Annotated in this window: 14 protein-coding genes; 10 read left to right on the top strand and 4 right to left on the bottom strand. The window is 65.7% G+C overall.

Features of this window, described 5'->3' with window-relative positions:
- Positions 1–4 precede the first annotated feature (4 nt).
- The gene (locus RB623_RS09235) at positions 5–697 is read left to right on the top strand and encodes a response regulator transcription factor (protein ID WP_308056485.1); all 693 of its coding nucleotides are present in this window, start codon (positions 5–7) and stop codon (positions 695–697) included.
- Complete coding sequence (locus RB623_RS09230) at positions 694–2,253, top strand: ATP-binding protein (RefSeq protein ID WP_308056484.1); 1,560 nt, start codon at positions 694–696, stop codon at positions 2,251–2,253. Before RB623_RS09235 ends, RB623_RS09230 begins: the two co-directional genes overlap by 4 nt.
- 90 nt (positions 2,254–2,343) lie before the next feature.
- Here the strand turns inward: RB623_RS09230 and RB623_RS09225 are convergent, their stop codons facing one another.
- A complete protein-coding gene (locus tag RB623_RS09225) occupies positions 2,344–3,501 on the bottom strand; it encodes a zinc metalloprotease HtpX (RefSeq protein ID WP_308056483.1) in 1,158 nt (385 codons plus the stop codon).
- A 178-nt stretch (positions 3,502–3,679) separates the two neighbouring features.
- Here RB623_RS09225 and dnaK point away from each other — a divergent pair, with 178 nt between their 5' ends.
- The 8 genes from dnaK (at position 3,680) to RB623_RS09185 (ending at position 11,499) form a co-directional block, all read left to right on the top strand.
- Complete coding sequence (dnaK, locus tag RB623_RS09220; protein ID WP_308056482.1) at positions 3,680–5,593, top strand: molecular chaperone DnaK; 1,914 nt, start codon at positions 3,680–3,682, stop codon at positions 5,591–5,593.
- A 172-nt stretch (positions 5,594–5,765) separates the two neighbouring features.
- Positions 5,766–6,893, top strand: a complete 1,128-nt coding sequence (dnaJ, locus tag RB623_RS09215; RefSeq protein WP_308056481.1) for a molecular chaperone DnaJ — start codon at positions 5,766–5,768, stop codon at positions 6,891–6,893.
- Between the two features lie 102 nt (positions 6,894–6,995).
- Positions 6,996–7,604, top strand: coding sequence for a phospholipid N-methyltransferase PmtA (gene pmtA / locus RB623_RS09210; protein WP_308056480.1), 609 nt, complete (start codon positions 6,996–6,998; stop codon positions 7,602–7,604).
- 21 nt (positions 7,605–7,625) lie between these two features.
- Entirely contained in the window at positions 7,626–8,216 is a 591-nt protein-coding gene (locus RB623_RS09205) for an NAD(P)H-dependent oxidoreductase (protein WP_308056479.1), read from the top strand.
- A gap of 33 nt (positions 8,217–8,249) precedes the next feature.
- On the top strand, positions 8,250–8,948 hold the full coding sequence (gene pyrF, locus RB623_RS09200) for an orotidine-5'-phosphate decarboxylase (RefSeq protein ID WP_308056478.1): 699 nt from the start codon (positions 8,250–8,252) through the stop codon (positions 8,946–8,948).
- 25 nt (positions 8,949–8,973) lie between these two features.
- Positions 8,974–9,261 (top strand): DUF1330 domain-containing protein, encoded by a 288-nt coding sequence (locus RB623_RS09195; protein WP_308056477.1) that lies wholly within the window; start codon positions 8,974–8,976, stop codon positions 9,259–9,261.
- A 156-nt stretch (positions 9,262–9,417) separates the two neighbouring features.
- Positions 9,418–10,695, top strand: a complete 1,278-nt coding sequence (locus tag RB623_RS09190; RefSeq protein WP_308056476.1) for a polyhydroxyalkanoate depolymerase — start codon at positions 9,418–9,420, stop codon at positions 10,693–10,695.
- Positions 10,696–10,875: 180 nt separating this feature from the next.
- Positions 10,876–11,499 carry a transglutaminase-like cysteine peptidase gene (locus tag RB623_RS09185; protein WP_308056475.1) on the top strand — a complete coding sequence of 208 codons (624 nt, stop codon included), beginning with the start codon at positions 10,876–10,878 and terminating at the stop codon, positions 11,497–11,499.
- Positions 11,500–11,508: 9 nt separating this feature from the next.
- On the opposite strand, the gene RB623_RS09180 is transcribed toward RB623_RS09185, so the two are convergent.
- The 3 genes from RB623_RS09180 to RB623_RS09170 form a co-directional block, all read right to left on the bottom strand.
- A complete protein-coding gene (locus RB623_RS09180; protein WP_308056474.1) occupies positions 11,509–13,038 on the bottom strand; it encodes a YifB family Mg chelatase-like AAA ATPase in 1,530 nt (509 codons plus the stop codon).
- A 135-nt stretch (positions 13,039–13,173) separates the two neighbouring features.
- A complete protein-coding gene (gene gshB, locus RB623_RS09175) occupies positions 13,174–14,115 on the bottom strand; it encodes a glutathione synthase (RefSeq protein ID WP_308056473.1) in 942 nt (313 codons plus the stop codon).
- A gap of 164 nt (positions 14,116–14,279) precedes the next feature.
- Positions 14,280–15,533, bottom strand: a complete 1,254-nt coding sequence (locus RB623_RS09170) for an SGNH/GDSL hydrolase family protein (RefSeq protein WP_308056472.1) — start codon at positions 15,531–15,533, stop codon at positions 14,280–14,282.
- Positions 15,534–15,680: the final 147 nt, after the last annotated feature.

Raw genomic sequence — 15,680 nt, 5'->3', positions numbered from 1 at the left:
GCCGATGGCGCATCGCATCCTCGTTGCCGACGACGACCCGCATATCCGCGAAGTCATCTGCTTTGCGCTGGAAAAGGCCGGCATGGTGGTCGATGCCGTCGGCGACGGCGCGTCCGCCCTGGCGCAGGCCGAGCGCAAGCCGCCCGACCTGATGGTGCTCGACGTCGGCATGCCGCGCATGGACGGGCTGGAGGTCTGCCGCGAGCTGCGCAAGACTTCGCGCCTGCCGATCCTCTTCCTGTCGGCCCGCGACGAGGAGATCGACCGCATCCTCGGCCTGGAAATGGGCGGCGACGACTATGTGACGAAGCCCTTCAGCCCCCGCGAACTGGTTGCGCGCGTCAACGTCATCCTGCGGCGCGCCCGCCCGGAGCCTGACGCGGACGAGGACGAGCCCGTCTCGCATGGCCGGCTGACCTTGCGGCCGGCCAGCCGCGCCGCCCGCTTCGGCGAGACGGATCTCGGCCTCACGGCAATCGAGTTTTCTATTGTCAGGAGGCTGCTCGCGCGCCCGGCGCATGTGCTGACCCGAGCGCAGATCGTCGACGCCAGCCACGCCGCCAACATCCACATCTCCGACCGCACCGTCGACAGCCACATCCGCAACATCCGCGCGAAATTCGTGGCGGCGGGCTGCACCGACGCCATCGAGACGGTGCATGGCGTCGGCTTCCGGCTCGGCAGGTGCGGCGCGTGAGGGACAAATGGCGGCCGCGCCTCGGCCTCGTCGTATTCGCCATCCTGCTGACGGTGCTGGCGCTGCCGCTGGCCGGCCTGTTCTTCTTCCGCGTCTATGAGAACCAGTTGATCCGCCAGACCGAGGCGGAACTCATCGGCCAGGGCGCGGTGATCGCCGCAGCCTTCGCCGCGGAGCTGCGCGCCGCGTCGATCCCGTCATCGAACTTCGGAGCGAACGTGCCCGAAAGGCCACCGGCGGAACGGTCGGAACGGCTGCGCCCGATCGAACCCTCGCTCGACCTGGCGCTCGACCCGATCCTGCCGCCGCGCCCGGATTCGACGCCGGGCACGCCCGATCCCGCCTTTTCGGCACTTGGAGCGAAACTCTCGGAAATACTTGATGCCGCGCAACGGACGACGCTGGCCGGCTTTCGGCTGCTCGATCCCTCCGGCGTGGTGATTGCCGGCGGCAGCGAGGTCGGGCGCTCGCTGTCGCAAGTCGAGGAGGTTCGCGCTGCGCTCGACGGGCGATATGCCAGCGCGCTGCGCTCGCGCATCCGCGACCGGCCATCGCCGCCGCTCTATTCGGTCAGCCGCGGCACCATGTTGCGCATCTTTGTGGCGATACCGGTGGTGGTCGAAGACCGCGTCGCCGGCGTCGTCTACATGTCGCGCACGCCGAGCAATATCGTCAAACATCTCTATGCCGAGCGCGGCAAGCTGGCGCTGGCCACCGTCACCATCCTTGCCGCCACGCTGCTGATCGCCTTCGTTTTCATCCGCACCGTCAGCCGGCCGATGTACGAGCTGATGGACCGCACCGCCCGCATCGCCGCCGGCGACCGCGACGCCATCCGCCCGCTCGGCCATCACGGCACCCGCGAGATGGCCGAACTCGCCGGCGCCTTCCTCGACATGGCGCGAAAGCTGCAGGCGCGTTCCGACACGATCCGCACCTTCGCCACCCACGTCTCGCACGAGCTGAAATCGCCGCTCACGGCGATCCAGGGCGCCGCCGAGCTGCTGCGCGACGGCGGCGACAGCATGGACGAGGCGACGCGGGCGCGCTTTCACGCCAACATCGTAGACGACACCGAAAGGCTGAACGGGCTGGTGCGCCGGCTGATCGAGCTGGCGCGGGCGGAAAGCACGGTGAGCGGCGGCGAGACCGCCTCGCTGGCAGAGGCGGTTTCCACACTCGGTGAGGAACCGAGGCTCGCCGTCGAGATCGAGGCTGGTGAAAACATCCGCTTCCGCATGTCGGCCGAGAATGCCGCGATCCTGTTGCGGAATCTTGCCGACAATTCCGCACGCCACGGCGCGAAACACTTCCGGCTGGCGGCTTCCGAAGACGGCACGGTCACGGTCATTGCCGACGACGACGGCGACGGCGTGCCGCCCGTGAACCGGGCAAGAATATTCGAGCCGTTCTTCACCACGCGGCGCGACAGCGGCGGCACCGGGCTCGGGCTGGGCATCGTCGCGGCGTTGGTCAAGGCGCATGACGGAACCATCACGCTGGCCGACGGCGCCGCGGGCGCGCGTTTTGTCATCACCCTGCCGGGCGTTGGTTAGGCCGCGTCCCTCACGATCAATATAGGGAGCCTGTTCGACCGGCCGGCCGGAGCGAAGAGCGACGCGGGACGATCCGAGCGTGCGGCGCGCTCACCACCAGGCGAGGCCGCGCAGCAGACGGACGCGCGGCGCCCCGTCCGGCATGTGAAGTGAAGCGTCGCAACCCGGAGCGTCGCCGATTTCTGCCAGCGGAGCCATCAGCGAGCCGTAGAGCGGTCCATGCCGGCCGCCATGTTGATGGATGCGCGGCACCAGCGAACCACGCGGAACCGGGATCGGCCGCGCAGGTGTCGAAGTGGACGGCAGCACGATCGCCGCCTCGCCGGCCAGTGCACCCATCTCGGCCTTCAACGCCGCCAGCCGCTCCAGCCTGTCCTTGGTTGCCGGATGCGTGCGCAGCACCGATGGATCGGGGATGCGGCCGCCGGGCAGCAGGATGCCCTCCCAAAGCCGCCCGCGCGCCCGCTCCAGTTTTTGCAGCGCCGAGGCGAGCCCATCCGGATCGCCGGTCAACACCGCCGCACCGAAATCGGCGTCGAATTCGCGGGTGCGCGACAGCGCCATCTGCAGCAGGCCACCAACGGTGGGCGCGGCGAGCAGCACCAGCACGGCGAGCCACGGCACCGGCTCGCCCATGCCGCCGAACAGGCCGCCTATGTTGATGATCAGCGTGAGCAGGCCGACGGTCGACATGACCGATGTGAAGCGCGAGACGATATCGGCCAGCGCCATCACCTTGATGTCCTCATGCGCGATATGGCTGATCTCATGGGCCAGCACGCCGGCGAGTTCCCGCATCGTCAGCCGCCGCGCCAGCGCGTCGGTGATGGCGATGACGGAATCGTCGCGGCGGCCGACCGCGAAGGCGTTCATCATCTGCGAGGGGATGACATGGAGTTTTGGCGCGGCTGGCAGGCCGGCGCGCTGCGACAGGATGCGCAGAAGCCGGACGCCGGCCGGAAACTCGGCCTCGGTCACCGGCCGGGCCTTGTACATGGACAAGACCATCTGCGGGCTGACGCGCCGCACCGCCGCCAGCGAAACGGCGCCGAAGACTATGGCCAGGACCACGCCGATCGGGCCGCCGAACACCCAGGCGGTGACGGCAAGCAGCAGCAGGCTGCCGCCCGCCAGCAGGCCGGTGTGCAGCGTGTTGGTCAGCCGGTGACGGCGCATAGCTGCCGGATCGATCGTGGCCGTGTCGGTCATGCCGGTGAATATGGGGGATGGCCGCGGTTTTGCCCACATTTCCCGTTCGTTGCCGGCTTTACGGCGCTTGCACGGCGAAATGGCTATTCTTATATACGCGCCACAGCCGCCGGGCGGCCGTTGCATGCGGTCCGCCGGGCGAATTTCCAGAGAACAGGGGTTTTCACCGGAACGCCTCATTGGGTCCTGAAAACCTGCTAAACGGAGAGACTAGAACATGGCAAAAGTTATCGGCATCGACCTGGGGACCACCAATTCCTGCGTCGCCGTCATGGACGGCAAGGACGCCAAGGTCATCGAGAATGCGGAAGGCGCGCGCACTACGCCCTCCATCGTCGCCTTCACCGGCGACGGCGAACGCCTCGTCGGCCAGCCGGCCAAGCGCCAGGCAGTGACCAATCCCGAGAACACCATCTTCGCGGTGAAGCGCCTCATCGGCCGCCGCTACGACGATCCGGTCACCGAGAAGGACAAGAAGCTCGTCCCCTATCACATCGTCAAGGGCGACAATGGCGACGCCTGGGTCGAGGCCGGCGGCAAGAAGCAGTCGCCCTCGCAGATTTCGGCGACCATCCTGCAGAAGATGAAGGAGACGGCGGAAGCCTATCTCGGCGAGAAGGTCGAGAAGGCCGTCATCACCGTTCCCGCCTATTTCAACGACGCTCAGCGCCAGGCCACCAAGGACGCCGGCAAGATCGCCGGTCTCGAGGTGCTGCGCATCATCAACGAGCCGACCGCGGCCGCGCTCGCCTATGGCCTCGACAAGAAGGAAGGCAAGACCATCGCCGTCTACGACCTCGGCGGCGGCACCTTCGACATCTCGGTGCTGGAGATCGGCGACGGCGTGTTCGAGGTGAAGTCGACCAATGGCGACACCTTCCTCGGCGGCGAGGACTTCGACATGCGCCTGGTCGAGTACCTCGCGGCGGAATTCAAGAAGGAGCAGGGCATCGACCTGAAGAACGACAAGCTCGCCCTTCAGCGCCTCAAGGAGGCGGCTGAAAAGGCGAAGATCGAGCTGTCGTCGTCCGCCCAGACCGAGATCAATCTGCCCTTCATCACCGCCGACCAGAGCGGTCCGAAGCACCTGACGATGAAGCTGACGCGCGCCAAATTCGAGCAGCTCGTCGACGATCTCGTGCAGCGCACCGTCGAACCCTGCAAGGCGGCGCTCAAGGATGCCGGCCTGAAAGCAGGCGAGATCGACGAGGTGGTGCTGGTCGGCGGCATGACCCGCATGCCGAAGGTCCAGGAAGTGGTGAAGCAGTTCTTCGGCAAGGAGCCGCACAAGGGCGTCAACCCCGACGAGGTGGTGGCGCTGGGCGCCGCAATCCAGGCCGGCGTGCTGCAGGGCGACGTCAAGGATGTGCTGCTGCTCGACGTGACCCCGCTGTCGCTGGGCATCGAGACGCTGGGCGGCGTGTTCACGCGCCTGATCGACCGCAACACGACGATCCCGACGAAGAAAAGCCAGACCTTCTCGACCGCCGAGGATAACCAGGGCGCGGTCACCATCCGCGTCTTCCAGGGCGAGCGCGAAATGGCTGCCGACAACAAGGCGCTCGGCCAGTTCGACCTGGTCGGCATCCCGCCGGCGCCGCGCGGCGTGCCGCAGATCGAGGTGTCGTTCGACATCGACGCCAACGGCATCGTCAACGTCACGGCCAAGGACAAGGGCACCGGCAAGGAGCACCAGATCCGCATCCAGGCGTCGGGTGGCCTTAGCGATGCCGACATCGAGAAGATGGTGAAGGACGCCGAGGCTAACGCCGAAGCCGACAAGAAGCGGCGCGCGCTGGTCGAGGCTCGCAACCAGGCCGAGGCTCTCGTGCATTCGTCCGAGAAGTCGCTCAAGGAATATGGCGAAAAGGTTTCGGAGACCGACCGCAAGGCGATCGCCGACGCCATCGCCGCGCTGAAGACGGCTGCCGAGGGCGACGACGCCGACGACATCCAGGCCAAGTCGCAGACGCTGGCCGAAGTGTCGATGAAGCTCGGCCAGGCCATGTACGAGGCCTCGCAGAAAGAAGCGGCGGAAGCCGACGCCAAGGCGGACGCCGCCAAGGATTCGGACGTCGTCGACGCCGACTTCGAAGAGATCGACGAGGACGACAAGAAGAAGTCGGCCTGACGATCCGATGGTGAAACCTGGAAAGGCCCGGCGGCTTCGTCGGGCCTTTTGCAGAGGTGGTGTAGACGATGAGTGGCGGAAACCGTCGTTACCCGGCGCCCGGGGAGGGCGCCGCAAAAGCAGGCAGGAAGACGATGCGGCAAGACATCGGCAAGCTTGACGGCGGGGCGAGATGAAAGCTGATTTCTACGAGACGCTCGGTGTCCAGAAGGGCGTAGACGAAAAGGACCTGAAAGGCGCCTTCCGCAAACTCGCCATGCAGTTCCATCCGGATCGCAATCCGGGCGACGCCGCTTGCGAACATCGGTTCAAGGAAATCAACGAGGCCTACGAGACCCTGAAGGACCCGCAGAAGCGCGCGGCCTACGATCGTTTCGGCCACGCGGCTTTCGAGAATGGCGGCATGAACGGCGGCGCTGGCTTCGCCGGCGGCGGCTTCTCCGACATTTTCGAAGACATTTTCGGCGAGATGATGGGCGGCGGACGCCGCCGCTCTTCCACCGGTCGCGAGCGCGGCGCCGACTTGCGCTTCAACATGGAGATCCTGCTGGAGGAGGCCTACGCCGGCAAGACCGCGCAGATCCGCGTGCCGACCTCCATCTCCTGCTCCGACTGTTCGGGCTCCGGCGCAAAACCGGGCACCCAGCCGGTCACCTGCTCGCTTTGCTCCGGCTCGGGCCGCGTGCGCGCCGCGCAAGGGTTCTTCTCGATCGAACGCACCTGCCCGCAATGTCATGGCCGCGGCCAGACGATAAAGGACCCGTGCCCGAAATGCGCCGGCCAGGGCCGCGTCACCGAGGAGCGGTCCTTGTCAGTCAACATCCCCGCCGGCATCGAGGACGGAACGCGCATCAGGCTCGCCAACGAAGGCGAGGCCGGCCTTCGCAGCGGGCCGCCGGGCGACCTCTACATCTTCCTGTCGGTCAAGCCGCACGAGTTTTTCCAGCGCGACGGCGCCGATCTCTACTGCAAGGTGCCGATCTCGATGACGACCGCCGCCCTCGGCGGCTCCTTCGAGGTCACCACCCTCGACGGTTCGCAGACGCGCGTAAAAGTGCCCGAAGGCACGCAGAACGGGCGGCAGTTCCGCATGAAGGGCAAGGGAATGCCGGTGCTGCGCCAGCCGACAATCGGCGATCTCTACATCCAGACGGCGGTCGAGACGCCGCAGAACCTGACGAAACGGCAGCGCGAGCTGCTGGAGGAATTCGAAAAACTCTCCTCCAAGGAAAACTCGCCGCAATCCAGCGGCTTCTTTTCCCGCATGAAGGATTTTTTCGAATCCTTCGGCGACCGCTGACGCAGCTTGGCCGGGGGACAATCCCTTGGCAACGTTGCGTAAGCCTTGCAATGAGGGGTCAGGCTGCTATTGATCGCCTGAAAGCGACAGGGAGTGCGGCCCATGCGACGCGGATCGGAGTTGCGCAAGGCGCTGGCCGAGAAATTCGATGACGAGCTTCGGTTCTTCAAGGGCTGGATCGACAAGCCCAAGGCCGTCGGTTCGATCATTCCCACCAGTTCGATCACCGCGAAGCGCATGGCGTCCGTCATCGATGTCGGCTCCGGCCTTCCGGTGCTGGAGATCGGGCCGGGCACGGGCGTGATCACCCGGGCGATCCTGGGGCGCGGTGTGTTGCCGAAGAACCTTTATACCGTCGAATATTCGGCTGATTTCGTCCGGCACCTGCGGCGCAATTTTCCGGGCGTCAACGTGATCGAAGGCGATGCCTTCGACCTCGACGTCGCGCTAGGCCAAGACAGGCCCGAATGCTTCGACAGCGTCATCTCCGGCGTTCCGTTGCTCAATTTCCCGGTGCAGCAGCGGGTGGCCTATATCGAGGATCTGCTCGATCGCATTCCGGAAGGCCGGCCGGTCATCCAGTTGACCTACGGTCCGAAATCGCCGGTGCCGCCGGGCTTGGGCAACTATAGCGTGAAGCATTTCGACTTCGTCATCCGCAACATCCCGCCGACCCAGCTCTGGGTCTATCGTCGCGGCCGCGGCAACTGATGGCCTGACGAGCGAACGCCGGTGAACCCGACAATCCTGGTCTTCGCCGGTTCGATCCGAACCGGCGCCTACAGCGGCAGGACGGCCGACGCGGCGATGAAGGAACTGGCGCTGCAGGGCGCCGAGGTCACCCGCATCTCGCTGGCCGACTATCCGCTGCCGATCATGGACCAGGATCTGGAGACCGAAAAAGGCGTTCCCGACAATGCGGTGAAACTCGCCCGCCTGTTCGTCGAGCACGACGCAATTCTCATCGCCACGCCGGAATATAACGGCTCGATGCCGCCGCTGCTGAAAAACACCATCGACTGGATCAGCCGGGTGCGCCGGGATCGCGGCGTTCCCGTGCGGCCGCTGTCCGGCAAGGTCGTGGCGCTGTGCTCGTCCTCCGAGGGTCATTTTGCCGGCATCCGCAGCGCGGCCCATCTTCGCGCCGTGCTGTCGCACATCCAGATGGAGGTGATCGCGCCCCAGGTCTCGGTGCCGAATGCCGGCGTGGCCTTCGACGAGGACGGCAATTTTCGCGAGGAGCGGCTTCGCAGCGGCATGGAGCGCCTGTGCCGCACGCTGATCGAGCGGGCTTTGATGCTGTCGCCGCGGGGGCCGCTATGACCCAGGCGGGATGGAACTTCGACGGAGCTTCGGATGCCGCATGACGATATCGTCCGCCGCCTGATCGTCGGGCTCGACGTGCCCGACCTGAGAACCGCCCAGGCGGTGGTGAGCGATCTCGACGGCACGGTTTCCTTCTACAAGATCGGCTACCAGCTTGCCTTCGCCGGCGGACTGGACTTTGCCCGCGAACTTGTCGAAGCGGGAAAGAGCGTCTTCCTCGACATGAAGTTGCTCGACATCGACAACACGGTCGCCAAGGGCGTCGAGAGCATCGCGAAGATGGGCGTGTCGATGCTGACGCTGCACGCCTATCCCAAGGCGATGAAAGCCGCCGCCGAGGCTGCCCGGGGCACGCCGCTCTGCCTGCTCGCGGTGACGGTGCTGACTTCCATGGACGAACAGGATCTGGTTGACGCGGGCTACGAATACGATCCGCATACGCTGGTGCTGCGCCGCGCCGAGCAGGCAAGGATCGCGGGCATGGGCGGCATCGTCTGCTCGGCCGGCGAGGCGGCCGCGGTGCGAAGGATCGTCGGGCCTGATCTGGCCGTGGTGACGCCCGGTATCCGGCCGGCCGGCGCCGAGCATGGCGACCAGAAACGGGTGATGACCCCCGCCGAGGCGATCCGCGCCGGGGCCAGCCATCTCGTTGTCGCCCGTCCTGTCGTCGCCGCGCCGGACCGCCGCGCCGCAGCCGAAGCGATCATCGCCGAGATGGCGCGGGCCTGAACGGCTGAACTCCGGGAGGAAAAAGATGCCCAAGGGATACTGGATCGCCCGCGTCGATGTGCGCGATGCCGAAGGATACAAGGACTACGTGGCCGCTGCGAAGCTCGCTTTCGACAAATATGGCGCGAGGATGCTGGCGCGCGGCGGCGCCCATGAGTTGGCGGAGGGCGCGGGCCGAGGCCGCAACGTGGTGATCGAGTTCGCGTCGCTCGAAATCGCGCATGATTGCTACCATTCGCCCGAATACCAGGCAGCCAAGGCGATCCGGCAGAAATACGCGGATGGCGAAATCGTCCTGGTCGAGGGGATTTGACCCGCCCGAATGGCGGTCCTTGACGTGGACATATTGGACCAAAGGATAAGGCCACTCCCCGGCGCCGCCTCTATTGCATCGCAACAAGAGATCGTTAACTTCGTTGTCTAACGATAGGTGGGCTGCGCGCCGTTCGCGCAGCGTTGGGATTACTGCATGTATTATCAGATGTATGAGATGAACCACGCCGCAATGCAGCCGTATCGGGCCTATGCGGATGCGGTTCGCCTGTTCTACTCCAATCCCGTCAACCCGTTGTCGCAGACGCCGTTCGGCCGTTCGGTGGCGGCGATGGCGGAACTGTTCGAGCGCACGACCCGCCGCTACGGAAAGCCGTCCTTCAACATCGACAAGACCGTCGTCGACTGGAAGCAGGTGGCGGTCGCCGAGAAGGTGGTCTGGTCCCGGCCCTTCTGCAATCTGATCCATTTCGTCCGCGACCTGCCGGCGCGCCGGCGCTCCGACCCCAAACTGCTGATCGTGGCGCCGATGTCCGGACACTACGCGACCCTGCTGCGTGGCACGGTCGACGCCATGCTGCCGCATGCCGACGTCTACATTACCGACTGGGCCGACGCCCGCATGGTGCCGGTGACGGCGGGCCGTTTCGACCTCGACGACTATATCGACTACGTCGTCGACATGTTGCACCTGCTCGGACCCGACACCCATGTCATGGCGGTGTGCCAGCCCTCCGTGCCGGTTCTTGCCGCCGCCGCGCTTATGGAGGCGAGGGGCGACCGCTTCGCGCCATCAACGATGACGCTGATGGGCGGACCGATCGATACGCGCCGCAATCCTACCGCCGTGAACCTGCTCGCCCAGGAAAAGAGCATCGACTGGTTCCGCGACAACGTCATCATGCCGGTGCCGTGGCCGGCGCCGGGCATGATGCGCGACGTCTATCCGGGCTTCCTGCAGCTTTCGGGCTTCATGAGCATGAACCTCGACCGCCACATCACGGCGCACAAGCAGTTCTTCATGCACTTGGTCAAGAACGACGGCGACAGCGCCGAAAAGCACCGCGACTTCTACGACGAATATCTGGCCGTCATGGACCTGACAGCCGAGTTCTATCTGCAGACCGTGGAGACCGTGTTCGTCCGCCACGCTCTGCCGAAGGGCGAAATGACGCATCGCGGCACGCCCGTCGATCCGGCCGCGATCCGCAATGTCGCCCTGCTCACCATCGAGGGCGAGAACGACGACATTTCCGGCCTCGGCCAGACCCAGGCCGCCCATGACCTTTGCGTCAATATTCCGAACGACATGCGCGCCCATTACATGCAGCCGGCTGTCGGCCACTACGGCGTATTCAACGGCTCGCGCTTCCGCGCCGAAATCCTGCCGCGAATCGTCGACTTCATGGCAAGCTACGGCAAGGAGAGCCGCGCGCCGGCCCGACCGAGGCTGGTTCGCGCCACCAAGGTCTGATTCTCCCGCACCTCTCGACTGAATGACCCGCCCGTTTCCGGGCCGGTCCTGCTTCCTGTTGCAGATTCGCCGCGGCCGACGCCTCGCGGTAACCATCACTACAAACTGTTACCTTAGGCGAATTGACTTGGCCGGCAAATCGACCTTAACGTTTCATTAACGACAAAGGGCGAGTGGGCTATGCAATCCTCACCGCGGGCGCGGCTGACCGCGATGCGCATCGGAATGCTTGTGGCTGCGGCGATCGGTACGCTGACCGCCGGACAGGCTGTCGCGTCCGGCCCCATGATCACCGGCGGGCTGACTTCGCAACCGATCGGCCACTACGAATTCTGCAAGGCAACTCCATCGGAATGCTCGATCCGCCTGCGCGACAGGGGGCCGGAGCGCATGTCGGGAGCACTGTGGAGCCTGCTTGTCGGCATCAACACGGAGGTCAACGCGGCGGTCAAGCCGTTGAACGACCTCGACATCTACGGCAAGGACGAGGTCTGGGCCTATCCGGACGGCGGCGTCGGCGACTGCGAGGACTATGTGCTCGAAAAGCGCCGCCAGTTGCAGGAACGCGGTGTTTCGCTGTCGAACCTGCTGATGACGGTGGTGCGCAAGCCCGATGGCGAGGGCCATGCGGTGCTGACGGTCCGCACCGACAAGGGGGATTTTGTCCTCGACAACCTCACCAATTCCGTCCGCGACTGGAACCAGACCGGCTATCGTTTCCTGAAGCGCCAGGCGTCGAACCATACCGGTCGCTGGGTGACGATCCGTGAAGGCTCCGCACCGCTCGTCGGCTCGGTTCAGTAGATTCCTTTATCACGCCGCCTGTGCCAGCCGCTCGCCAGCGATGCGGTATGAGATCGCTTCGGCCAGATGGATGCGCCGCACCTCCTCGCTCTCGTCGAGGTCGGCCAGCGTGCGCGCCACCTTGAGGACTCGGTGATAGGCTCGCGCCGAAAGCCCGAGCTTTTCGCTGGCATCGCGCAGCAGCGCCGCGCCGCCTGCGTCCGGCCGGGCGATCTCCTCGACAAGAGAGGTCGGGCAATGGGCGTTGGTGGCGATCGAAACGCCCATCTCGTCGAACCGCCTGCGCTGGATCGTCCGAGCGGTGGCAACGCGCCTTGAGACATCGGCGCTCGGCTCGCCTTTCCCCGGCCGGATCAGGTCGCTGGCGCTGACGGCCGGCACCTCGATGCGCAGGTCGATGCGATCGAGCAGCGGGCCTGATATCCGCGACTGGTATTCGGTGCGGCAGCGGTCGCCTCGCGCGCAGCGAAAGCCCGGCTCGCCGGCCATGCCGCAACGGCATGGGTTCATCGCGGCGATCAGCTGCATGCGCGCCGGATAGGTGACGCGGGTGTTGGCGCGGGCGATCACGCATTCGCCGCTTTCGATCGGTTGCCGCAGCGAATCCAGCACCACCGGCGAGAATTCCGGAAACTCGTCGAGGAAAAGAACGCCGTGATGCGCCAGCGACACCTCGCCTGGCCGCACACGCAGGCCGCCGCCGACCATGGCCGCCATCGACGCCGAGTGGTGCGGCGCGCGAAATGGCCGGCGGTTGGTGAGCTTTCCGCCAGCCAGTTCGCCGGCGATCGAGGCGACCATCGAGACCTCAAGCAGTTCCTTCGGTGAAAGCGGCGGCAGGATCGACGGCAGACGCTGCGCCAGCATGGATTTTCCGGATCCCGGCGGGCCGACCATCAGGAGATTGTGGCCCCCGGCGGCGGCAACCTCCAGCGCGCGCCGCGCCGTCTCCTGGCCCTTGATGTCGGCAAGGTCCGGCAAATTGTCGGCCGGCACATGCACCTTCGCCTCCGGCCGCGCCAGCACCTGCGTGCCGCGAAAATGATTGGCGATGGCGATCAGGCTGCGCGGCGCGAGAATGTCGATCTCGGACCCCGCCCATGCAGCTTCAGGACCGCAGGCGGACGGACAGATCAGGCCCTTGCCGTCGGCATTGGCGCCCATCGCCGCCGGCAGCGTTCCGGCGACCGGGGCGATCGTGCCGTCGAGCGACAATTCGCCAAGCACGACGTAATCCATCAGCGCGTCGCCCGGTACCGCGCCGAGCGCCGCCATCAGCCCGAGCGCGATCGGCAGGTCGTAATGGCTGCCTTCCTTCGGCAGATCGGCCGGCGCCAGATTGACCGTCACCTTCTTCGCCGGCATCGACAGGCCAGATGCATGCAGCGCCGCCTGCACCCGCTCGCGGCTTTCGGCCACCGCCTTGTCGGGCAGGCCGACAATATGGATGTTCGGTTTGCCCGGCGCGATCATCACCTGCACGTCGACGGGAACCGCCTCGATGCCCTGGAACGCAACTGTGCGAACCCGCGCGACCATGCCGCCCTCTCCGGATCGCGCGGTCCGTCTGCCCCTTGCCGCGCCAATCCAATGAAGCACAGATTTCTTGTGACCGCAAGAACATTACAGGAACATTCTCGCGATCCGACAGGAGCAACCGTCTACATGGTCAAATCAGCCGCGCTTCTCCTCCACCGCGTCCCAGAACAGCGCGGCAATGTCGGCGCCGCCGAATTTTCTGACCTCGCGCACGCCGGTCGGCGAGGTCACGTTGATTTCGGTCATGTAGTCGCCGATCACGTCGATGCCGACGAGGATAAAACCGCGTTCTCGCAGCGAGGGGCCGATGCGGGCGCAGATCTCGCGTTCCCGGTCGGTGAGTTCGGTTTTCTCCGCGCGGCCGCCGACATGCATGTTGGAGCGGCTGTCGTGCTCGGCCGGCACCCGGTTGATCGCGCCGGCCACCTCGCCGTCGATCAGGATGATGCGCTTGTCGCCCTTGCGCACGTCCTTCAGGTAGCGCTGCACGATGAACGGCTCGCGGAACATCTGGGAGAACATCTCCAGCAGCGAGGCAAGATTGCGGTCGGCCTCGTGCAGATGAAAGATGCCGGCGCCGCCATTGCCGTAGAGCGGCTTTATGATGATGTCGCCGTGCCGCTTGCGGAAAGCGGCCACTTCCTGCGGGTCCTTGGTGATCAGCGTCTCCGGCATCAGGTCGGGAAACTCGGTGACGAAGATCTTTTCCGGACTGTTCCTGACCCAGGCCGGGTCGTTGACCACCAGCGTCTTGGGATGGATGCGATCGAGGATGTGGGTGGTGGTGATGTAGTTCATGTCGAAGGGCGGATCCTGCCGAAGCAGCACGACGTCCATTTCCGACAGGTCGGTCCGCACAGGCTCGCCGAGCGAGAAATGATTGCCCTTCTCGTCGTGCACCGTCATCTCCTCGATGCGCGCGAACACCTTGCTGCCGGCGAGCGTCAGCCGGTCGGGCGTGTAGTGGAAAAGGGTGTGGCCGCGCCGCTGCGCTTCCAGCGACAGGGCGAAGGTAGTGTCGCCGGCGATGTTCACCGTCGACACGTGGTCCATCTGGACGGCGATCTTGAGCGGCATGTGGCCCTTCCGAGTGACGTTTGCCTGTTTCGATGCCGCATGTATCGCGTCCGTGCGATCCTGCCAATCGCGAAGGCATGTGCGGCGAACGGAGCCGCGGCGGTCCCGGGGACCTCCGCGGTGCAAGTTCCATGGCGGGACCCGTCACAGGGCGCGGCCGCATTTCAATCGTCGGCGAGCAGCTCCAGGTCGATCGAAGAGGCCATGGCGTCGTAGCCGGCGGCGTTGGGGTGCAGGTGATCGCCCTTGTCGAACTCGGCCTTGATATAGCCGGGTCTTGCCGGATCGACCACGACCTTGTCGAAATCGATGACGCCGTCGAATTCCTTGCTGTTGCGGATGAAGTCGTTGACGGCAAGCCTAACCTTCTCCTTGTCGGGGGTGTAGTAGCCCTCGAACGGCGAGCCGGCGAAAGAATCGCCGAACGGCGTCAGCGTCGCGCCGATGATGCGCATGTCGTCCGCGTGGGCTCGGGCGATGAGTTGCCGATAACCCGCAATGATGTCCTCCGCCGTGGGCTCGGGATCGTGCGGCGCCAGACCCGTGCCGGGCCAGCCGATGTCGTTGATCCCCATCATCAGCACGACGGTATCGGCGCGCGGCTGGTTGAGCACGTCACGGTCGAACCGGGCCAGCGCGTTCACGCCCATGCGGTCGCTCAGAACCTTGGCGCCGGAGATGCCCTGGTTGAGCACCGCGACGGGATCGCCGCCGGCCTGTGCCAGACGTTCGGCGAGCGTGTCCGGCCACCGGTCGTTGCCGTCGATCGTCGAGCCGTCGCCGTCAGTGATGGAATCGCCGAACAGGACGATGGCGCGGGCGTCGTCGGGGGCATCGACCATGATGCCGGTGAGGAAGGCGCGCTGCGTCTGTGTCGAGTCTGCCTTCAGCTCCTCGTCGGCTACCTTGTTGCCGGCCGCGACGTAGGCGGTCTGATGGCCGTCCCAGTGGATGGTCGTCGCCGGCGCGCTTTCGGGGAAGAACAGGCTTACCGACAGTTCCGAAAGCGGCGCCACCTTCAGGTCGACCGGGTCGCTGATGACGGGGGCGCCGGGCGGGATGGTGATCGACGGGCTGCCGCTGAAGGTCAGCGCCTTGCCCGATCCAGGCTGGATGGCCGCGCCGTCCTTGGTAACTCCGATATGCGCCGCCCCGATCTTGAGCGGGAGCTTGCCGTATTCGTTCGACACGACCACGCGAACCTTGCCGCCGCCAATGCTGGTTCGAGCAACCTGACGGATCGTGTGGTTCCACAGATTGGCCGGCATGCCGAGCGGCACGGCGAAGTCGGCTTCCCAGGCGGGCTGGGCGCTTGCGGTCCACGTGGCGATCCAGTCACCGTCATCGTCGGCCGCGGCCATGCCGAGCAAGGCCGCAAACGCAGCACCCGCCAGAACGGCGGTCATGAGCTTCTTCATGAGGTTTCCTCCCGGCGCTGAAAACGCGCCGATGCTGGGGTTAAGTCGCTTGTCCCCGCCCCCGGCCGGCGAGAATGCCAGCCGGTTGCATTCTGTCAATGGAGTTGCACGCGATTGCCGGCACGGTGCCGGACGCCGTATGCACAA

The organism is Mesorhizobium sp. LHD-90 (genome assembly GCF_030929505.1).
GTDB lineage: Bacteria > Pseudomonadota > Alphaproteobacteria > Rhizobiales > Rhizobiaceae > Kumtagia.
This window is presented reverse-complemented; position numbering and strand designations above follow the sequence as displayed.